The following is a 22,427-nucleotide window of genomic DNA, read 5'->3' as shown; positions in this document are numbered from 1 at the left end:
TATGGTCTGCTGCTTAATAGAGTGTTTTTATTTATAGCAAACTGTGATTGGGTAGAATATTTCAATAATAATTAGCTAATTGTTATATTTATCATAATGTTGATTAGTTTTGTATTATTTATCAATAACAACTAAGCTCTAAATCTATTTTCTTATCATACAATGTCTATTATTTCGCCTTGATTCTTTTGTGCGTTCCTACAGAATTATTTACTTGCGCATTCACCTTTATATAATTGCAAACTAGTGTATGAGCATCAATATAATATCTTACCAGTCGTTAATTTCAAATGAAATAGTCTGAGAATGAAGGTAGAAACATTGTGTAGAAAAATATGACGTCATATTTGGTGCTGATAGATATCTGTTTTGTTTATGACAGATATCTAATTTGAAAGAAACAGATATCTAATTTTTTATCTATACAGTTTTGTTTTTATTAGAAAAGAAAAACCACCTCAGAACTATCTTTGAGACTAAATTCTCAAAAACTAGTTTTGAAGTGATTTTCTTTCGAATATAAGAAAGAATCTGTTTACATTGTAAGTATCTGTTTTGGGTGAATTAATATATGTTCCACCTTTTATCTTTCTTATTTGCTTAGTATCCAAGCTTTAAGAACAACAGCCTGATTACAAGTTTCGTTTTTAGCACCATACAATAATGTTACATTGCGTGCATTGAGGAGATTCTTAACATGTTGAGCAAATTGTGCCGCATCAGGATTATTATCAAGTTCAGAACAGTACTTTCGTTCGAATTCCGCAAACTTTTCATCTTCATGCCCAAACCATTCACGAAGTTCTGTTGAAGGTGCAACTGTTTTATCCCATTCATCTAGACTCGCCTTAACTTTTGAAATGCCTCGTGGCCACAGGCGGTCGATGAGGAGCCGATATCCATCATCTTTCTCTGGTGAAAGATAGATACGCTTAATTCTCAATTCATTCATTTGTTTCATTATCGTCTTCTAATCTAAGATGCTGACGTATCTTCTTCGTCTTTTTTGCAGTCTTGTGCTTCTTACGATTCTTACGTGGTCTGTAGTATCCCGTCCAAAGACACCACGCAATAGCTAATCCAATAATCGCAATGTAAAATACATTAGTGCCATCTTTTAAAAAAGTATATATACGTCCAGTATGAGTCTCGAGCGCAGCCATGTGAAGAGACATCGGGAGTGTTTTAAACTGAGAAGGCATTTTCGGATAAGTTGTCCCTTTATAATAGTCGATGAGTATCGGGTCTTTGAAATCGTTACTAAATCCTACCATTGTTATATCTTTATCAATAGGTAATACTCTTGGTACACCCGCCTGCGCATCACGATTCCATAAATAGAGACCGCTGAACGAACCTATAAGCCATTGCCCTGTTTTTACTTGGTAGAATGATGATAACCCCATAAAACTAACATTCGGTGCACCACTCACTGGTCGTGGAGTTGAGAAAAGATCCTGTAGAACATAAAAACCATTAGAGGTATAGATAAGCCAATCTTTCTTAACAAAATCATATCGGGCAGCACGTAGTTGGTCGTTCCATGGATTATTGCTACTTTGTACTGAAAGAGGTAGCGCATGTACACGACCTTTAACTATAGCAATCATTGCAGGTGGACGCAGAAACCAACCAGTTATTGTTACAAACAAAGTAAGTACAATAGTTATTCTACCTATACGCCGGTGTATCCAATATAATGTTTTTAACTGTGATTTGCCCGCACGAGATTTACGAGCTATGAAGAACCAAACACCAGAAATGCTAAGAATTATCAGAATAATAGCAACAGCATCGCCTATTATTTTGCCGATAGTACCAAAGAGCGCACCACTATGTATCAGCCATATTGTACGCATAAGTGACACTTTACCATCATAGTCGGTACCTGCTCTAAGCTGTATTTGTCTAAAAGGTTTATCCGTATTGGGGGATAACCAGATATGATTACGAGATACCACCACAACTGAATCGCCACGAGAAGTAACATCAGTTAATCGACTATCAAGACCATCAAGTTCAACAGTCTCCCACACATTATTAGATTCTAAATGATAGAGTTGGAAGTTTCCTACAGCCCATATATCGCCCGAACGAGTACGGGTTACGCTACGTATATTGCGCATCTCTACTCCGGAGGGCATACCTTTATTAAAGTCTTTTATGTTTGTCCCTAACTTGTTGGTAAGAAAAAAACCATTCTCACCATATATAATAACGCTATCTCCCTTGGCAATCGTACCACGCATTAAACCTTGATTCCAATCTTTATACTCGTAAGTGTTCGGCATAAGTGAACGAGGTACATTTATACTCGAAAACATCTCATGATGATTTAAAATTACACCTGAGACACAAAACCCTATGAGGAACAGACATAATATAAGTCCGAACCAACGATGCATTTTCTTCATTTAATTTTAAATTTTACTTCAAATTAACTAGCAAATTTAATAATGGTATTTTGTTCAGATGGTAACATTTGTTACTACGGATTGTTATTTATGTTTTATTAGTAATTTGAATATTTTTTAAAGCATTTTATCCTAATAAATGGGGATAAACTATTGACGACTTGTGCTTTTTTAACTATCTTTGCACCGAAAGATTTATATTTAGTATAATAATAGAATAAACATAATCACAATGAATTTGCGAAAGCTTACATCATGGTTTCCCGAGCTGAGTTACCGACAGAAAGTGGTTTCACTCATCTTGTCGGGTGTGATTGTGGGATTAGGAGGATTATTTTTCTATCTTCTACGTATGCAAACCTATCTTATAGGTGATGATCCCGCAGCTTGTGTAAACTGTCATATTATGACTCCTTACTACGCCACGTGGGCGCACTCAAGCCATGGGCGAGATGCAACATGTAATGATTGCCATGTACCACATTCTAGTTTTGCTGCCAAATATTTGTTCAAGGGAATGGATGGTATGAAGCACGTAGCATACTTTGTTACTAAGTCAGAGCGTCAAGCTATTATGGCAGAAGAGGCTTCGGCAGAAGTGATAATGGATAACTGTATCCGTTGTCACAAAGACCTCAATACACGAGTAGTGCGGACAGGAAAAATAGATTATATGGAAGCTCAACGCGGAGCAGGAAAAGCATGTTGGGACTGTCATCGTGAAGTTCCTCACGGTGGAATGAATACATTGAGCAGTACTCCAAATGCAGAAACACAGACGCCTATACCGTCATCTCCTGTACCACAATGGTTACAAAACTTACTTGAAAAAAAATAAAATAAAACAATATGGCTAAACAATTAAAGAAATGGCAAGGATGGTTGCTCTTCGGCGGAGCAATGTTTATCATCTTCGTTCTCGGTATGCTCTGTTCTTCTATGTTGGAGCGTCGCGCAGAGGTTGCCTCAGTGTTTAATAACCGCCGAGTAGTGATGACCGATTCTATTGTAAGTCAGAATGAGAAGTTTGCTGAAGATTTCCCGAGGGAATACCAAACCTGGGCGATGACGGAAGATACTTCTTTTGTGAGTAAATATAATTCTTCACAAGAGGCTGATGTATTGGAACAACGCCCGGAAATGGTAATCTTGTGGGCTGGCTATTCATTCTCTCGTGGATATAATACACCTCGTGGACACCGTCATGCAATAGAAGACTTACGTAAAATCTTGCGTACAGGTTCACCAGGCGTAGATGGGCAAGACGACATACAACCTGGTACCTGTTGGACTTGTAAAGGTCCTGACGTTCCCCGCCTGATGCGCGAGAAGGGTAAGAATGCTTTCTATGCTGCAAAGTGGAGCAAGTGGGGAAATGAGATGATGAACACCGTTGGCTGTTCAGACTGTCATGATGCACGTACGATGGAACTGAAACCAGCTCGTCCTGCTCTTTATGAGGCATGGCAACGTGCCGGCAAAGATGTAAACAAAGCCAGTCATCAAGAAATGCGTTCGTTGGTTTGTGCACAGTGCCATACCGAGTATTACTTTGAAAAGGACAACGGTCAGTATCTTAAGTTCCCACAAGATAAGGGACTGACCTGCGAAGCAGCTGAAGAATATTACGACTCTATCGGCTTCTACGACTACATACACCCGCTTTCTAAAACAAAGATCTTAAAGGCCCAGCACCCTGGATACGAGCTTTTCAAGCAAGGTATTCACGGTCAGCGTGGTCTGAGTTGTGCTGACTGTCACATGCCTTACGTTCAAGAAGGTGGCGTGAAATATACAGACCACCATATTACTTCTCCATTGGCAAACATCAGCCGCACATGTCAGACTTGCCACCGTCAGAGTGAAGAGACACTAAGGCAGAATGTATATGAGCGTCAGGAGAAAGTGCTTCAGGTTCGCAACCGTGTGGAGAAAGAACTGTCTCGTGCACATATCGAAGCCAAGTTTGCTTGGGACAAGGGCGCTACTGCCAAAGAGATGGAGCCGGTATTAAAGGCATTGCGCAAGAGCCAATGGCGTTGGGATTATGCTGTAGCTAGCCATGGAGCAAGTTTCCATGCACCACAAGAAGTTACACGTTTGCTCGCCATAGCTCTCGATTATGCACAAACAGCACGTGTTGAAATAGCTCGCGTTCTTGCACGTCATGGATACAGTAAACCTGTTCCAATGCCTGATATCTCTACAAAGGCTAAGGCTCAATCTTACATTGGACTTGATATGAAGAAGCTTAACTCTCAGAAGAAAGACTTCATTAATAATGTTGTTCCTAAATGGATTCAGACAGCAAAGAAGAATGGACGCTTTATAACTAAGCCAATGTAAAATATCATTAAGAATATTTGAATTGTATACAGGATATAAATATTATGTGGAATAAACCTTGGAAATATCGCGAGGGATTTGCAATAAGTATAGGGCTTCTGATTACAGGAGCCCTATTGCAGGTTTCTATAGGGCCTATGGAATGGCTGGTATTTATGTGGCCAGCTAATATTATTGCCCTTGCAGTACTTATTATTATGTTAGGGCTGTTTTATGCTTTTCGCCCTAAAGTATATTTGTTTCGATTTATGACGCAGGTTGAGGCTGCCGTACCAGCTCTTGCAATTGCGTCTATACTAACTGTTGTGATGGGATTAACCCGACAAGTAGCCGAAGGACACCCTGCTATAGACCCTATTGGTCTTACGCGTATGCTTAGTTTCTGGCCATTTGTTCTTATTTATTTTTGGAGCGTAATTATAGTAGCCGAAGTAGGAATACACCAGCTTGTGCATTTTCAGAAGCGCTTCATTCCTTCGCTCATTAGTCATTTAGGATTATTTATTTTCATTACTTGTGGTACATTGGGTTCTGCCGATATGCAACGCCTAAAGATGTATTGTGAAGTAGGTAAACCCGAATGGCGTGGTATTGATAGCTATCAAGAGGTTCACGAACTACCTATTGCTATTGAACTGCAGAAGTTCAGTATAGATGAGTATCCTCCTAAATTGGCTGTATTCGACAATAAAACGGGTAAGAGTCTGCCTATTGATAAACCGCAGAATATTATTATTGAACCTGGTTTTACTTCTGGAGAATTGATGGGTTGGACCATTACTGTAAAGAAGTATATTGAAGATGCACTACCTGTTGGCATGATTAAGATGATAAAAGGTATGCCTGCACAGATGATGAATATGATGCGAATGGACGACCTTGGTATGCGCATTAATCATGCTGGCTTTGTTGAATATAAAGATAAAGGTGCTGCTACTGCTATTCTTATTAAAGCGCAAAAAGGCAATGTAGTGAAAGAGGGTTGGGTAAGCTCAGGAAGTTATATGTTTCCTATGTCGACTTTGAAACTCGACAAGAGAACCGAAATAGCTATGTCGGCTCGTGAGCCATTGCGTTATGCATCGGACGTGAACATTTATACGAAAGAAGGTAAAGCTTTCAAAACACACATAGAGGTAAACAAGCCTGTTACTATAGGAACATGGAAGATTTACCAACTAGATTTCAATAAGGAGCAAGGCAAGTGGAGCACTCTCAGCGTTTACGAACTTGTATCCGACCCTTGGCTACCGGCTACCTATGTAGGTATTTATATGCTTCTGTTAGGAGCTATTTTGATGTTTATAACTGCTGGTCGTAACAAATATAAGAAGGAGGAAGAAAAGAAATGATTGCATTTTGGAATTACTTTATATATTTTGCTGTTGTAGCTGTGTTGCTTTGGGCAACGGGTGCATACGCTGCTTGGAAAGATAGAAAGGTTGTAGCATACAGTGCCACAATAGCCGGATTGGTTGTATTCTTCAGTTATATTCTTGTTATGTGGATAACTCTCGACCGTCCTCCTATGCGTACTATGGGCGAAACTCGTTTATGGTATTCGTTCTTTTTGCCATTAGCAGGTGTTATTGTTTACAGTCGTTGGGACTACAAATGGCTCCTATCCTTCTCCACTATTCTATCTATGGTGTTTATTGGAGTTAATTTATTGAAGCCAGAAATTCATAGCAAAACACTTATGCCTGCGTTACAAAGTCCGTGGTTTGCACCACACGTCATTATTTATATGTTTGCATACGCACTTTTGGGCGGTGCCTTTGTTATGGCGGCTTATTTGTTGTTCTTTAAGAAGAGCAAGATAGTAACTCATAAAGAACTGGATATAACCGATAATCTTGTGTATATAGGTTGGGCTTTTCTTTCATTAGGTATGCTTACAGGTGCGCTTTGGGCAAAAGATGCCTGGGGACATTATTGGGCTTGGGACCCTAAAGAAACTTGGGCTGCCGCTACTTGGTTGGCTTATCTTACCTATATTCATTACCGGTTACGAAAGAAGTGCAATCTAGAAATAGCTATGTGGATTCTAATTGTAAACTTCGCACTCTTGCAAATGTGCTGGTGGGGTATAAACTATTTGCCTTCTGCACAAGGCACCAGCGTACATACTTACAACATGCAATAGCCGGATTGGCAACAGCGCTTGTAGTATTGAAGCTATAAACGCAAAACACAGAAAAGAGGAAGTGTCAAACAGGCATTTCCTCTTTTGCTGTATAGTGCTTTCTAACTTTCTTACGGTTCTGCTAACATATTCGTATGCGTATTCTGTATTTATTAAATACTGATTAAACAGTATTATTTACACGTAAGTAAAACTTTATTTACGTGTAAGTAAAACTTTATTTACATGTAAGTAAAACTCTACTTACACGTAAATAATAGCGTATATTGCTTATAAGAGTATTACAGAGACGTGTTAGAAGCGAAAGCACATAGTGGTAAAAGACTTACACATTCGTATAGCAGTGCTCCCATATACGCCATTTAACTATAAATTCATTCGTTAGCTTGCAACACCACAGCACATTATTGGCAACATTGCTTCTCGCCTACTTTTATGTTCCTATCAGCCATCTTGGTTAATTTTTAGCCTCTCATATTAACCATAGAGCGCCTTCTTAGAAATGGAAATATAATTGTTTAAATCTATTCAGAATAGGTCATAAAGCATACTTATAGCGAAAATGCTTTTATAGGGTTTGTGTATATTGATGGAAATTAGTAATTTTGCACCAAAATAAAATGCAGCATTCGCATAAAATAGATAAATAAAAAACAACAATATAAATGAACATTTCATATAAATGGCTAAAGGAATACGTTGATTTCGACCTTACTCCAGAAGAATTAGCAACAGCGCTAACATCAACAGGATTAGAAGTTGGAAGCGTAGAAGAGGTTGAAACTATTCGAGGCGGACTGAAAGGACTGTTTGTTGGTAAGGTGCTTACCTGCGAAGAACACCCAAATTCTGACCATTTACACATTACGACCGTAGACCTTGGTAAAGGCGAGCCACAACAAATAGTGTGTGGTGCTGCTAATGTAGCAGCAGGACAAAAGGTAATAGTAGCCGACTTAGGTTGTGTCTTGTACGATGGTGAAGATTCTTTCGTAATTAAAAAAAGCAAACTGAGAGGTGTAGAAAGCCTCGGAATGATTTGTGCCGAAGACGAAATTGGTGTAGGAACAAGCCACGATGGCATTATTGTTTTGCCAGAAGATGCACAAGTGGGTATGCCCGCAGCCGAATACTATAAGGTAGAAAGCGATTGGCTTATTGAAATTGATATAACAGCCAATCGTGCCGATGCCTTAAGCCATTATGGCGTAGCACGCGATTTGTATGCATGGCTAAAACAAAACGGATACGAAACATCGTTGCACCGACCAGATTGCAGCAAGTTTAAAGTAGACAACCATAATTTACCCATAAAGGTAACTATTGAGAACACAGATGCCTGCCGACGCTATGCCTGCCTTAGCATTACCGATTGTGAAGTAAAAGAAAGTCCACAATGGCTAAAAGATAAACTCAACGTTATAGGCGTTCGCCCCATCAATAATATCGTAGACATAACAAACTATATAATGATGGCTTACGGACAACCAATGCACTGCTTCGATGCAGATATGGTAACAGGTAGGCAGATTATAGTGAAAGATAACAACGAAGGCAAGAAATTCGTTACACTCGATGGCGAAGAACATACACTTGGACAACACGACCTAGCCATTTGCAATGCCGAAGAACCAATGTGCATAGCAGGAGTTTTCGGTGGAAAAGGAAGCGGAACATACGAGAATACACATAACGTAGTGTTAGAGAGTGCCTACTTCCACCCTACTTGGATTAGAAAAAGTGCACGCCGTCATGGACTCTCTACCGATGCAAGTTTTCGTTTCGAACGTGGTATCGACCCAAATGGAATCATCTATGCCCTAAAACAAGCAGCTATTCTTTGCAAAGAACTGGCTGGAGGCAAAATCAGTATGGACATTTGCGATGTATATCCAACAAAGATGGACGGATTTCCAGTTAGATTAAACTACGAATATGCCGACCGACTGATAGGAAAGAAACTTGGTGCAGACACTATTAAGAATATAGCAACAAGTTTGGAAATGCAGATAGTAAAAGAAGATTCTGAAGGAATCGACTTAATAGTGCCACCTTATAGAGTAGATGTAAAACGTCCGTGCGATGTTGTAGAAGACATTCTGCGCATTTATGGTTACAACAACGTTGAAATACCAACCGAATTAAAATCATCGCTTACTATTGCTGAAGAAGCCGACAAAGACTTTCATCGCGAAGATATTATTAGCGAACAGCTTGTTGGTGCTGGGTTCAACGAAATTTTAAACAACTCGCTCACCGCACAGTCATACTACGAAGAAGCAAATCTTAACGCTTATCCGTGGGAACAATGCGTTAAAATACTGAATCCACTATCAAGCGACTTGGGCGTAATGCGACAAACATTGCTCTTCGGAGGCTTAGAAAGTATCCGTCGCAATATAAATAGAAAGGCAGCAAACTTAAAGTTCTTCGAAGTTGGCAACACTTACAAGTATGAAAAAGAAAAGTGGAGCGAAGAAAATCCTATTAAAGCATACCAGCAAGAATACCATTTAGCACTTTGGATAACTGGTAAACGAGTACAAGGTTCGTGGGCGCATGCCGATGAAGAGAGTTCGTTCTACGAATTAGAAGCAAACGTAGAGAATATTCTTCGACGAATAGGAATCGCACAAAATGCACTTACCACCGAAGCATCAGATAATAATATTTTCGATAAAGCACTAGCTTTAAAGACTCGTGGTGGTAAAACTATCGTAGAAATGGGTATCCTAAGCCATAAGCTACTAAAGAAAATGGATATTGCGCAAACAGTTTTCTATGCCGATATACATTGGACAAACTTAATGAAAGCAATTCGCAAAAATAAGTTGCAGTTCCAAGAACTATCTAAATATCCAAGTGTCAGTCGCGACTTAGCACTCTTATTAGACTCAAATATAGAGTTTGCACAAATAGAAGAGATAGCACGCCAAACAGAAAAGAAACTTCTAAAGAAGGTAGAACTCTTTGATGTGTACGAGGGTAAAAACCTTCCAGAAGGTAAGAAGAGTTACGCTGTGAATTTCATTCTTCAAGACGAGACAAAGACATTAAACGATAAGGCAATTGATGCCATTATGCAGAAATTAATTAAAAACATAACAACAAAACTCGGAGCAGAACTCCGATAAATACACAATTCCAATGGGAAGAGCATTCGAATATCGCAAGGCTACAAAGCTAAAGAGATGGGGCCACATGGCTCGAACATTCACAAAGTTAGGTAAAGAAATTGCTATTGCTGTAAAAGCTGGCGGTCCAGAACCTGAAACAAATCCACGATTGCGTGCCATTATTGCAACTTGCAAACGCGAGAATATGCCTAAAGACAATATATTGCGCGCCATAAAGAACGCAATGGGTAAAGATACAAGCGACTATAAAGAGGTGCCATACGAAGGATACGGTCCTCATGGAATAGCTATTTTCGTAGAAACCTTAACTGATAACACTACACGCACTGTGGCAGATGTACGTTCTATATTTAATAAATTTAATGGAACACTTGGTACACAAGGCTCGCTTGCATTCCTCTTTGACCATAAAGCTGTGTTTACTTTCAAAATGAAAGAAGGTATAGATATGGAAGAGCTTATACTCGACCTTATTGATTATGGCGTAGAAGATGAATTCGACCAAGACGAAGAAGAGGGAGAAATAACAATCTACGGCGAACCTACTAGCTTTGGCGAAATACAGAAACATTTAGAAGATAATGGCTTCGAAATTACTTCTGCAGAGTTTACACGTATTCCAAACGACTTAAAAGAAGTTACCGACGAAGAACGTGAAACTATTGACAAGATGGTTGATAAGTTAGAAGAGTTCGATGATGTGCAGAACGTTTATACAAATATGAAACCTGCTGAGTAAAACGCTCCATCATAGGTAAGAAACATAAAGGGGTGTGTCAAAATAACGGCACACCCCTTTGTGCGCAATAACTGCTGCATTATAGACTTTTTATAAGAAAGGTTACTATAGCTGTTCTTTGTTTTTACCAAGTAAGGCGCGCAAAAAGAAATAAGTCTCTTCTTGCAAACGGAATACAAACCAAGACTTCTGGAATGGGATATAACCAAACTTCCTTACCAACCAGCGAGGTAAGCGGTAAACTTCAATACTTTGCCAACTTCTTCTTATAATAGCTAATCCTTGTTGTCGAGAATTCCTATCAAGTTTCTTACGATGCAAAAAGTAGAACATATAAAGTCCTATAACATTCCGCCAACGCACTTCTTCGTATATATCAAGTATCCTGTCCGAAACATTCAATGCTTCTAGTTGCTGTTTCATACTCTGGTTTGCTAACAAATAGTCGAAGCGACGTAAACTTACTCTATGCGTTACCGAACCTAAATGTTGCCTATAATAATAAATACCATTGCAAATGCGTACCTCTCGTGAGTTTAGATAATGTAGACGAGTTACATTCTCATCACTATATGCTACAGCCGATTCATCGTATGGAAAACGAAGATGCAGTTCACGCTTAACAACATAAACACCATGAATATTCCAAGTCAAACTTTCACGGAATGCCGTAAAGCCGTCTAAGGTGGTAAAAGAAGGCATAATGAAATCTACATCTTTATCACCATAGACGTTTTTCACTTGAAAAAGTACCGTATCGGTTAATGGATAATGTGTAAAAACATCAAAAGCCTTTTCGCAAGCATCTTCAGACAACCAATCGTCGCTATCAACAAATGCAATATATTGTCCAGTAGAAATACGTAATCCAGCATTTCGTGCCTTGGCTATTCCTACATTTTGGGACAAGTGTACTACTTTTATCCTCTCATCTTTTTTAGCATACGCATTAAGAATACTAAGCGACGAGTCGGTAGAAGCGTCATTAACACATATAATTTCTATATTGTGAAGTGTCTGCGATAGTAGAGATTTTAAGCACTTATGCAGATACTTTTCTGCATTATATACAGCTACTAAAATACTAATTGTTGCCATCTCTTTTAATTCTTCTTAATAATTTAGAAGCAACTCCCTTCCACAAATTTGCTTTCTTTCGTAGAAAAAGAAACGATATAGCTATACTTATCATAGCCAACAACAATCCCCCACCCCAATACACCAGCAGATTATCTTGCTGAGTTATCATAAAAGTTAAGAGCCCTATAGGAATCTGAATAGACGAATAAAGCAAGACACTTGAAGAGACCTTATAACCGTACTTCCATCGCGAATAAACAAATACTAATACAGCGTCTAAAAAGCCCGCAATGGTTATCGCCCACCCAGCTCCAACTAAACCGAGCCTATTAAAATTCAGAATTACAGCAATCACTAATATCACATCGTATACAGCTTCTAAAAGTAAATAAGAGGTAGAATCGCCTTTTGCCAATGGTATATACTGCACTGGCAACTTTATAGCTCTAAAATACATAGCAAGCATAATGACTTGCATCATACCCAAAGCGGGCATAAATTTACCTGTATATAATAGAGGAAGCAATATAGGAAGAAACAAAGAGAATAGCACTAATAGCGGTGAAACCAATAACAACATAACTTCTATTTGTCTGTTCACAATCTGATTAAATGTAAATAGGTAATGATTAACACCCGAAAGACGAGGGAAAAAGTCGGTTTCCATTGCTGCAAACACCATACCTACATAAGTCATCGTCATCATATAGCCAGCATTAAACAAACCTACTGTATCAATATTCGCCACATTATTTATATAGCTACGAATCAAAAAATCTGCTCCCGAGCCTAAAATACCTGCAATAACAAATGCTATTCCAAGTCGGAGCATACCCACTCCTCCACGCATATTTTGCCAACGGTTCATTAAACGCAAGGGATAAATACGATATGAATAAGCTATTGTAAGAGCAAACTGAATAAGTGCCATTATTACCAATGACGGTACAATTGCTTTTTCGCGAAAGAAGTAATATAACGGAATAGAAGAAATTAATGCTCCTAACACATTTAAAATAGAGATTATAGCTAACTTCTTTAACTCTCTAAGACCCTTTAATATTGCAAGCTCTCCACCCGACAATACCATTAAAGCAACAATAGGCGAAAGAAGAATGAAGTGCAAGCGGTGCCCGTCCCACGAAAAAGTAAATTTGCTTAATAACGGACTCAATACGATGCATAGAAACATTCCTAACAGTCCAGCTAGCAAACTCCACGAACGTACTAACTTCACGGTATTTGCCAACTTTTCTTCATCGCTCTTATCGAAATATTCAGATATATTCTTAACTGCACTGATAGATATGCCAAAATTGGTAGAGTCGCTCATTAATTTCAAAGTAGAATTAAACAACGATATAAGCCCCATTCCTTCTGGTCCTAAAATCATTGCAACCAACTTATTTCGTACGACACCAACTAATATATTTATCCCCTGAACTCCACCAAAGAGCCCAGTATATCGCAGAATATGCCCGTAGCTGTCTGTCTTTTTCATTAATCTTTAAACGTAATTTAAAAGTTTTTATTATTTTTGCAACAAGGAAATTTATGGAACTAAGCATTGTTATACCTATTTATAATGTAGAGAGAACGCTTCAGCGATGTATTGATAGCGTTTTAGGACAATCGTTTCAAGATTTTGAAATGATACTGGTTGATGATGGCTCTAAAGATAACTCCTCTGTAATGGCAGACGAAATTGCCCAATCAGACAGCAGAATTAGCGTTATACACCAAAGCAACCAAGGACTCTCTGCTGCACGAAACACAGGTATAAAGGTTGCGAAGGGAAAATATATCACGTTTATAGACTCTGACGACTTTATAGCACAAGATACTTATAAAGGGATTATAGATTTGTTGAATGCGCACCCTGAATATGATATTCTTGAATTTTCGGTTATCGAAAGATACGGTTCGAAAGCACAACACACATTAATATTAGACGATTGTGTTTATCAAAACAAACAAGAGTATTGGCTGAAAGGACAGGCTTATCGCCATACTTATGCATGGAACAAAATATATAAACGTGAACTGTTTACCAATATTGAATTTCCCAAAGGTAAGAACTTCGAAGATGCACACACGCTGCCGAAACTTATGGCTATAGCAAAGACCATTGCAACCACTAGTAGAGGAACATACTATTATTGTTGGAATAACGAAGGGATTACCGCCAATGCTAATGGACAAGACTTAACGAGTCTGTTAGAAGCACATTTAGAATACATAATAAATGGTAATAATGATATTGATGCTACTTATTACGCACATATTTTAAATATTCAGTTAGATGTTTACGAAGCTACCAGACACGCACCAGTGTTACCCATTCGTCCTTTCTATAATAGCTTTAAACTAACATTACTTCATCTTTTAGGAATAAAACGCTTATGCAAACTCAACACCATCTTCCACAAAGCGATAAAACTCTACCGCTAATCAGTTTTATCATAACCTATTACAACGAACCTATTGATATGATAAAGAAATGTATCGATAGTATTCTTAAACTCACGCTTAGCGCGGAAGAACGTGAGATTATTGTTATTGATGATGGCTCAGACAATTCACCACTCAACTTATTGGCAGAAATTGCGAACCAGATGATATATATTAGGCAACCCAATCAAGGACTTAGTCAAGCCCGAAACACTGGTATTGCAATGGCAAAGGGACAATATATTCAGTTTATAGATGCTGATGACTTTCTTATATCTGGTAACTACGATAAGTGTCTAGACTTTATAAGATTTAAAGATGCCGATATTGTTCTTTTTGATTTTGCTACCAAAGATACATCAAACATACAACTTGCTAACAACGAGGTTGTCTCTGGCACTGAGTATATGCACAATAACAATTTGAGAGCATCGGCATGCGGATATATTTTTAGGAAGAATATATTGGTAAATTTGCGTTTTACAAAAGGTATCTTACACGAAGACGAAGAGTTTACCCCACAGCTCTTTATTTGTGCCGATAAGGTTTACAACACTAAGGTGCAAGCCTATTTTTACAGGAAACGTAAAGAATCTATAACGCATAAAAAGGATAAACGTTGGATACTAATGCGGTTGCAAGACACCGAACAGATTATAAAGACTTTGCAAGGCAAAGCCGACCTTATGCCTGCTAAAGATAGAATGGCTATGTTACGCCGTGTAGCACAACTAACAATGGATTATATTTACAATGTTATTGTTCTAACACGCGATGAACAATATCTAAATCACGTTATTTTACGGCTTGAGAAACGAGGATTATTTCCTCTTCCAAAGAAGAACTACACACGGAAATATAGATTATTTTCTGCGTTAATTAACTCTGGATTTGGACGGAAAATTCTTATTCGTACTTTACCTAATCGTCATTAGAAATACTATAACACAAATGAAGATATTATTGATTGGCGAGTACAGCAACGTGCACAACTCTTTAAAAGCTGGTTTAGAACGCTTAGGACATAAAGTTGTTGTTGCTTCAAATGGTGATTATTGGAAGGCATATCCTCGTGATATTAACTTTGTCCGCCCGTCTGGACGATTTGCTGGACTTCGGCTTCTACTTCATCTACTCGCTAATCTACACAAGTTGCGTGGCTACGATATTGTGCAAATAATCAACCCTGTCTTTATCGACCTAAAAGCAAAACGTATTCAACCTATATACAACTACTTGCGTCGTCATAACAAAAAGATTATAATGGGAGCTTTTGGTATGGACTACTATTGGGTGTACGTTAATAGTACAACTATGCCTTTGCGATATAGCGACTTTAACATTGGCAAGACACTACGAACTAACAAAGATGCCATTATAGAACAACACGATTGGATAAATACCGATAAAGAAAAGCTGAACAAAACTATAGCAAACGATTGTGATGGCATTGTGGCAGGATTGTACGAATACAAAGTTTGCTATCAGCAATTTTTTCCCAAGAAAACAGTCTTTATTCCCTTCCCTATCATTACCGAAGGGAAGAATGCAAAAGCAGAACGACTAGATGGACCTCTTAAACTTTTTATAGGAATAAGCAAGAATCGCTCTGAATATAAAGGTACAGATATTATGCTCCGTGCGGCAAAAGCCGTTAAGGCAGACTATCCAGAACTATTGGAATTACGCATTGCCGAAGGAATTCCATTCAATGAATACGTAAAACTAATGGAAGGTTCTGACGCTATACTCGATCAACTTTATAGCTACACTCCATCAATGAATCCATTGGAAGCTATGAGTAGAGGTATTATATGCATTGGAGGAGGCGAGCCCGAAAACTACGAAATATTAAACGAAACACTACTCCACCCCATCATAAACGTCCAGCCTAATTATGAAAGCTGTTACGAACAAATAAAATTATTGACACTCCACCCCGAACGTATACCACAGTTACAACAAGAAAGTATCGATTATATCCGGAAACATCACGATTACATAAAAATAGCAAAGCAATACGAAGCTTTCTATAGGTCTATTCTAGAGAAATAAAAGTAGTATAAATAAGTCGGGAATTTATAAGTAGCACTTACTGTTTATTCACTAATTGAATAGAAGGTATCTGATGTTTATAAAAGTTCTCATATACTGTTGTCTTTTTTTAGACATCTGTAATAATCGTCTCAGATATCTGTTAGTAGCAATTTAGATATCATAAACAAAAACAACCGTTATGGTAGTATGTCATTCAGATGAGAACTAAATACTTTTAGTTAAAACTTTTGAAAGTGTTATAGAGTAAAGGTAGTTCGTTGTTTAATTATTTGTAATTCTAAGAGTTTTAAACTTTATAAAGTTTGATTTCATCATTTCATATTCTTTCATATATTGATCTTTCTTGTGGTGTTATGTCTACACTATCGCTGAATTGTAGCCCCTTTAATCCAGTTTCAAACAATGTAATTTTAACGTTCTCACTAACAACAATACTTCTGTGCATTTCTTCACAACGCACGACGTAAGCATTGTTGTCGTTAAAGATGTTCTTTCTAAGTTTCATATAATAGAACATATAATCTGGATTATTTCTGTCGAAATTCATTAGGCGGAATTCGCTGTTTTCTAAATCAACACATTTCATTCGGCATGGTAAATTCATAGCGTAAAAACCCTCAACCTTTTCATCGCCACAAAATAAGTCTACATCAAAAAACTGAATGTCTCCCGTTAGCGATTCTAACACATCTTTTAATCGTTTACATACTAATTCAGGACCTGCCGATTCCAATAACACGGCAGACTTTATTTTCTTTAAGTTTGACCTTTTGGGAATGTTATAGAACAACGGTAATTCTTCGCTTGGTAGAAGTTCCCCTTTGAAAAATTCTTTGTAATCTATAGAAATATCATTTTCGTAAACCACCCACCCATTCGTGTTCGCTGTAGTTGTTAAAATATATCCATTCATAATTTTATTTTATCTATTTATTCTTCACTGAATAGTCTTCTATCAAAGAACTTTTTAAAAAAACTAGTTAGCATTTATCTACAAAATAGTTTTAAGCCATTCAAATACCTTTCTTGCAAATTTTGATGTTTCAATATCCTTAGGAAGAACCAAAGTTATGCTATTACTATCTGAAGAATAGTTACTATTAAATATAAGTAAAAATGGACCTTCGCCAGAATCCTTATTGGTATAAAATCCTTTTTCGTCCATAAGATCGAACATATATTTATTTTTAGCAACATATATATCCGTTGTTTCGTCTTCATCGTCAATAACATAATGAGGATTACTCCATAATGAGAAAGAATTCTTCACGTCTTGGATAAACACTTCTTGCTTTTTCTGTGTATATAGAACGTAATCAATACCTGTAAACATAACTTATTTTCATTTCTTATATGATTTAGAACCTATCCTTTCTTATCCATTGTAACAGCTAAAATTCTTTATATTATTATAAATGGGGCTGTCTCTATTGTACATTGTCAGTCTAAAGTTTAAGAAAGAAATAATGGATTGAAGTATAGTGTTACTCTATAAAGGCATCATAGTTTCCATTACGAAGCAACATAGGAAAGTTACGTCGATATTTATAAAGTGAGTAAGATTCTGTTTCGCCTGGCGTAAAATTATATTGGTGAGTAGCTTGATATTGTGCAGTAGAATTATGTTCCTCAACTAATAAATTCATTAAACAAGGTTGTCCCAAAAACATTGCAATAAGCATATTATAACTACACTTATAACCTTGTCCTGCCTCGTAACTTAATATCAAACCCTCTTTTCCAACTGATAAGTCTTCATGTTCGGGCTGAGCATCTTCTTCAGTATTGCGAATAATATTAGCGTACACCCATCTTTTATTTTTATATTCAATAATAAGTAGACGATCGGTATAGATAGAATCAGCAATGTCCTCTCTGTTCGCTGTCATTGTAACAGGGGAAAGTATAGCAGCGTGTAATCCTTTGAAAGTAGCTTCTGCACTTTTTATATAGAATTTTGATATTGTAAAACCATTCCATTTATAATATCCAGCAAAGTTTTTTGGAATAGAGATGCTTAGTTGTATTGTATCATTCTGGAATTTCATTAGATGCTGAATGGGCTTGTTTAAATAATTTGCAACAGTATCAGCCTCAATATCATAACCATATTCGTCTAATGTGTCCAATGCCAATTTCTCATTCATTCTAACAAAGTTAAGCTGAGAGTTAGTTGCAAAGCAGTTGCTAGCAAGTATTAATAAAAATATTAAGAATTTATATTTCATATTCTTTAGTCTTTTATTTCAACTTTGTTATAAGATATTTTCCTGTCAAGCTATTTTTATTGCGAGCTATCTCTTCAGGAGTACCACACGCAACTAATTTACCACCATTATCTCCACCATCTGGACCAATATCTAAAATATAGTCGGCACACTTAATTACATCAAGGTTATGTTCTATGACTAACACTGAATGTCCCTTTGAAATAAGCGCATCAAAAGCCTGCAATAAGCGCTTTATATCGTGGAAATGCAGTCCTGTTGTTGGTTCATCAAAAATAAACAGCGATGGTTCTTGTCGTTCTTTTCCAATAAAGTATGCAAGTTTTACACGTTGATTTTCGCCACCAGATAGTGTCGATGAACTTTGTCCAAGCTTTATATAACCTAATCCCACATCTTCCAAAGGTTGTAATCGAGCTACAATAGTTTTTTGTTTATTAATTGTGAAGAACTGTATAGCTTCTGAAACCGTCATATCTAGAATATCATTAATATTCTTTCCAGCAAAGGTAACATCAAGAATTTCTCGTTTAAAACGCTTACCATGACATTCTTCACATTCTAAAACTAAATCTGCCATAAATTGCATTTCTATTGTAATAACTCCTGCGCCTTTACATTCTTCACATCTTCCTCCGTCAGCATTAAAAGAAAAGAACTGTGGTGTATAGCCCATTTGTTTTGAAAGTTGTTGGTCGGCAAATAGCTTTCTAATTTCATCGTATGCCTTAACGTATGTTGCAGGATTAGAACGTGTACTTTTCCCTATTGGGTTTTGGTCTATAAATTCTACGTGAGCTATTTTATCTAAATCACCTGTTAGCGAAGAATATTCTCCTGGTAAATCTGCTACTTCGTCAAGACGTCTTTTCAATGCAGGATATAAAGTTCCTTTTATAAGCGATGATTTACCGCTTCCACTAACTCCAGTTACTACAGTGAGAACATTGAGTGGTATCTTTACATCTAACCCTTTTAAATTGTTTATTCGACAACCTTTTATTTCTATGGATAAATTCCATGGGCGACGGCTCAGTGGTACTTCTATAGTTTCTGCACCTGTAAGATATTTTATTGTATACGAATTGGGATAAGTTTCTAATAAATTAGCTTTATTAGCATCATTAATTTCTGGCACAATACCATTATATACAATATGTCCACCCAAACGTCCAGCATCAGGTCCTACATCAATAAGATAATCAGCAGAACGGATTATCTCCTCATCGTGTTCTACTACAATTACAGTATTTCCAATGGCTTTTAATTCTTCTAAGACATTAATAAGTCGTTCAGTATCGCGACTATGTAGTCCTATACTTGGTTCATCTAATATATATAGTGAGCCTACTAATGAAGAACTTAACGATGTTGTAAGATTAATACGCTGACTTTCGCCTCCACTAAGTGTATTAGATTGACGGTTAAGTGTAAGATAACCCAATCCTACTTCTACAAGAAACTGAATACGGTTAGTTATTTCTAACAACAATCGTCTACTAATATCTTTTTCTTGTTCTGTTAGTCGTATATTATCGAACCATTCTTTTAGGTTGATAATAGGCATATCTACTAAATCGGTGATAGCTTTTCCGTTTATCTTAACCCATGTTGCTTCTTTCTTTAATCGTCGTCCATAGCAATCGGGACAAATAGTTCGACCTCTATATCTGCTTAAAAGTACGCGATATTGAATTTTGTATTGATTATCTTTTACCATTTGAAAGAAAGAATCAATACAAATTTTGTCTGAAAGTGGATTATCTGCTTCACTTGGAAGTCCATGCCATAGTTGTTTCTTTTCTGTTTGCGATAATTCAAAATAAGGCTTGAATATTGGAAAGTTGTCTTTTGCAGCTCTACGACAAAACTCATCGTGCCACACTTTCATTTTTTCACCGTGCCAACATTGTACACAACCATCGTAAACAGAAAGCGAACTATTTGGAATAACCAAACGCTCATCAATCCCAATAATGTGTCCAAAACCTTCGCAGGTAGGGCAAGCTCCTAATGGAGAGTTGAAAGAAAACATATTGTCGTTAGGTTCTTCAAACTTAATGCCATCTGCTTCGAAACGTGTAGAGAAGTCGTAAGTAACTTTAGATGGTAATAGTAACAGTTGCAACATTCCATCGCCTTCAAAAAAAGCTGTTTCACAAGAATCGGTAAGACGTGATATTGTTTCTTTATTATCGGTGAAAGTTAAGCGATCGATAACAAGATAAATATTACCAGCATTCTCTTCATTCTTTTCATCGTTTGATTCCAACCAATCTTCAATACGCACAATATCACCAGCAACATAAATACGTGCATAACCTTCCTGAACTTCCATTTCAAGTTGGGTTCTTATACTCCTACCCTCTTGAACATTTAATGGAGCAAGAATACAAAATTTCGTACCAACAGAAAAACTTTTAACTTTTTCTATGACATCTTCTACCGTATGTCGTTTTACTTCTTCTCCTGTTTTAGGGCTAAAAGTTCGTCCTATTCGTGCATAAAGTAATCGTAGGTATTCGTATATTTCTGTTGAAGTTCCAACAGTTGAACGTGGATTTCGTGCTATAACTTTTTGCTCGATTGCAATAGCTGGTGGGAGTCCCTTTATAAAATCTACTTCAGGTTTCGACATTCTGCCTAAAAACTGACGAGCGTATGCCGATAAACTTTCAACATATCTGCGTTGTCCCTCTGCATAAAGTGTATCGAATGCTAACGATGACTTACCAGAGCCCGACACTCCTGCTATAATTATAAATTTCTCACGGGGTATCTTTACATTTATATTGGCTAAGTTGTTTACTTTAGCACCTTTTATTTCTATATAATTATCTTCCTGTTTACTCTTTTTCTCCATTTGCATTGGTAAGTCTATATCTTTTCAATGCACAAAAATACAAAAAACTTTTGGTATCCTATTCAGAATATCGTATATTTGCACCATGTTCATTATAAAAAAGGTTACTACAATCTTATTCTATAATCATAATTTAGAATTAACGTAATATCTTTAAAAAACATAGGAGAAATAGTTATGGGAAATAAAAATAACATTATACACAATTTTGCCGATCCTGTTGAAGAACGTCAGATTAGACATTTCGCTTGCAAGGAAATGGGCAGACAAATACACCGTTATATAAAAGGAATGTGCGGTTCTAAAGAACAGATGTTACGTTTTGAAAAATCGTTAGAAGACCTTTCGTTAGAAGAAAGAGAAAAAGCTATCGCACTTTATTTAGACTTAAACCGCAAGGCACTGAAAGGACTTGATATGAAAATGGTATTAGTTCGTTCGATAGCTAATTATTCTGATACCTTCGAATATCTGCTTACCTTAGTAAACGATAAACGTAAAATGGCTAACTATCTGGAATTATTAAAAGAAACCTACATTCAGTATCATCAAGTTGTAGAAAAAGATGGTAAATTTGGCATTGTAGATTATCGAGGAAATACAATATTAAGTACTAAATATGAATTTGTTAGAACGTGCTATGTATATGTTGATGATTTACGAACTATGCCTGTTATAGCACAATTAAATGGAAAATTAGGTTTGGTTCTGCCAGATGGAAAAGATACATTGGTTACTCCATTCAAATACGACAGTATTTCGCTCAGAGAAGAGCCTCCATACTTTGAAGCCGAATATGATGGAAAAAAAATACTCTTAACAACTGATGGTGTGGAAAAATAATAAATACCGATAAAAAACAATATAAATGTAATGGACATTTGGAAGATTAAGAAATCTCTAAATGTCCTTTTTTCTTATTAAACATAAAAGGTCTCTCTCATCTTTCGCTTTCTCAAGACTGT

At 36.9% G+C, this 22,427-nt stretch carries 18 protein-coding genes; 10 read left to right on the top strand and 8 right to left on the bottom strand.

Annotation, left to right across the window (positions count from 1 at the left end; translation table 11 throughout):
* Window positions 1-592: 592 nt before the first annotated feature.
* A complete protein-coding gene (locus tag DX009_RS05430; RefSeq protein WP_115083817.1) occupies window positions 593-952 on the bottom strand; it encodes a DUF488 domain-containing protein in 360 nt (119 codons plus the stop codon).
* Window positions 945-2,414, bottom strand: coding sequence for a PepSY domain-containing protein (locus DX009_RS05425; protein WP_115083280.1), 1,470 nt, complete (start codon window positions 2,412-2,414; stop codon window positions 945-947). The genes DX009_RS05430 and DX009_RS05425 overlap by 8 nt, the downstream gene beginning before the upstream one ends.
* Window positions 2,415-2,646: 232 nt before the next feature.
* On the opposite strand from DX009_RS05425, the gene nrfH reads away from it, so the two are divergent.
* From nrfH to DX009_RS05395, 6 genes are all read left to right on the top strand, one after another.
* Window positions 2,647-3,252 carry a cytochrome c nitrite reductase small subunit gene (gene nrfH, locus DX009_RS05420; protein WP_006044906.1) on the top strand — a complete coding sequence of 202 codons (606 nt, stop codon included), beginning with the start codon at window positions 2,647-2,649 and terminating at the stop codon, window positions 3,250-3,252.
* Window positions 3,253-3,263: 11 nt separating this feature from the next.
* Entirely contained in the window at window positions 3,264-4,760 is a 1,497-nt protein-coding gene (gene nrfA / locus DX009_RS05415; RefSeq protein WP_115083279.1) for an ammonia-forming cytochrome c nitrite reductase, read from the top strand.
* A 44-nt stretch (window positions 4,761-4,804) separates the two neighbouring features.
* The gene (locus DX009_RS05410) at window positions 4,805-6,112 is read left to right on the top strand and encodes a cytochrome c biogenesis protein ResB (protein WP_115083278.1); all 1,308 of its coding nucleotides are present in this window, start codon (window positions 4,805-4,807) and stop codon (window positions 6,110-6,112) included.
* Window positions 6,109-6,906: a cytochrome c biogenesis protein CcsA gene (ccsA, locus tag DX009_RS05405; RefSeq protein ID WP_006044903.1), complete on the top strand. Its 798-nt coding sequence runs from the start codon at window positions 6,109-6,111 to the stop codon at window positions 6,904-6,906. The genes DX009_RS05410 and ccsA overlap by 4 nt, the downstream gene beginning before the upstream one ends.
* Window positions 6,907-7,571: 665 nt before the next feature.
* Window positions 7,572-10,040 (top strand): phenylalanine--tRNA ligase subunit beta, encoded by a 2,469-nt coding sequence (gene pheT / locus DX009_RS05400; RefSeq protein ID WP_115083277.1) that lies wholly within the window; start codon window positions 7,572-7,574, stop codon window positions 10,038-10,040.
* A gap of 13 nt (window positions 10,041-10,053) precedes the next feature.
* Complete coding sequence (locus DX009_RS05395; RefSeq protein WP_006044900.1) at window positions 10,054-10,782, top strand: YebC/PmpR family DNA-binding transcriptional regulator; 729 nt, start codon at window positions 10,054-10,056, stop codon at window positions 10,780-10,782.
* A 105-nt stretch (window positions 10,783-10,887) separates the two neighbouring features.
* On the opposite strand, the gene DX009_RS05390 is transcribed toward DX009_RS05395, so the two are convergent.
* Both DX009_RS05390 and DX009_RS05385 read right to left on the bottom strand, forming a co-directional pair.
* The gene (locus DX009_RS05390) at window positions 10,888-11,880 is read right to left on the bottom strand and encodes a glycosyltransferase family 2 protein (RefSeq protein ID WP_115083276.1); all 993 of its coding nucleotides are present in this window, start codon (window positions 11,878-11,880) and stop codon (window positions 10,888-10,890) included.
* Window positions 11,867-13,363, bottom strand: coding sequence for an oligosaccharide flippase family protein (locus DX009_RS05385; protein ID WP_115083275.1), 1,497 nt, complete (start codon window positions 13,361-13,363; stop codon window positions 11,867-11,869). The genes DX009_RS05390 and DX009_RS05385 overlap by 14 nt, the downstream gene beginning before the upstream one ends.
* Before the next feature lie 53 nt (window positions 13,364-13,416).
* Here DX009_RS05385 and DX009_RS05380 point away from each other — a divergent pair, with 53 nt between their 5' ends.
* From DX009_RS05380 to DX009_RS05370, 3 genes are read left to right on the top strand one after another with little or no spacing between them, the layout of a single operon-like run.
* Window positions 13,417-14,313, top strand: coding sequence for a glycosyltransferase family 2 protein (locus DX009_RS05380; protein WP_115083274.1), 897 nt, complete (start codon window positions 13,417-13,419; stop codon window positions 14,311-14,313).
* Window positions 14,265-15,248 (top strand): glycosyltransferase family 2 protein, encoded by a 984-nt coding sequence (locus DX009_RS05375; RefSeq protein WP_115083273.1) that lies wholly within the window; start codon window positions 14,265-14,267, stop codon window positions 15,246-15,248. The genes DX009_RS05380 and DX009_RS05375 overlap by 49 nt, the downstream gene beginning before the upstream one ends.
* A gap of 16 nt (window positions 15,249-15,264) precedes the next feature.
* Window positions 15,265-16,368: a glycosyltransferase family protein gene (locus DX009_RS05370; protein WP_115083272.1), complete on the top strand. Its 1,104-nt coding sequence runs from the start codon at window positions 15,265-15,267 to the stop codon at window positions 16,366-16,368.
* Window positions 16,369-16,687: 319 nt separating this feature from the next.
* On the opposite strand, the gene DX009_RS05365 is transcribed toward DX009_RS05370, so the two are convergent.
* From DX009_RS05365 to uvrA, 4 genes are all read right to left on the bottom strand, one after another.
* Window positions 16,688-17,284 (bottom strand): imm11 family protein, encoded by a 597-nt coding sequence (locus DX009_RS05365; protein WP_245944590.1) that lies wholly within the window; start codon window positions 17,282-17,284, stop codon window positions 16,688-16,690.
* A gap of 78 nt (window positions 17,285-17,362) precedes the next feature.
* On the bottom strand, window positions 17,363-17,704 hold the full coding sequence (locus tag DX009_RS05360; protein ID WP_115083271.1) for a hypothetical protein: 342 nt from the start codon (window positions 17,702-17,704) through the stop codon (window positions 17,363-17,365).
* Between the two features lie 151 nt (window positions 17,705-17,855).
* Entirely contained in the window at window positions 17,856-18,599 is a 744-nt protein-coding gene (locus DX009_RS05355) for a hypothetical protein (RefSeq protein WP_115083270.1), read from the bottom strand.
* 13 nt (window positions 18,600-18,612) lie between these two features.
* A complete protein-coding gene (gene uvrA / locus DX009_RS05350; RefSeq protein ID WP_115083269.1) occupies window positions 18,613-21,468 on the bottom strand; it encodes an excinuclease ABC subunit UvrA in 2,856 nt (951 codons plus the stop codon).
* Window positions 21,469-21,639: 171 nt separating this feature from the next.
* On the opposite strand from uvrA, the gene DX009_RS05345 reads away from it, so the two are divergent.
* On the top strand, window positions 21,640-22,305 hold the full coding sequence (locus DX009_RS05345; protein ID WP_006044890.1) for a hypothetical protein: 666 nt from the start codon (window positions 21,640-21,642) through the stop codon (window positions 22,303-22,305).
* Window positions 22,306-22,427: the final 122 nt, after the last annotated feature.

This window comes from Prevotella pallens (genome assembly GCF_900454935.1).
Lineage (GTDB): Bacteria > Bacteroidota > Bacteroidia > Bacteroidales > Bacteroidaceae > Prevotella > Prevotella pallens.
This window is presented reverse-complemented; position numbering and strand designations above follow the sequence as displayed.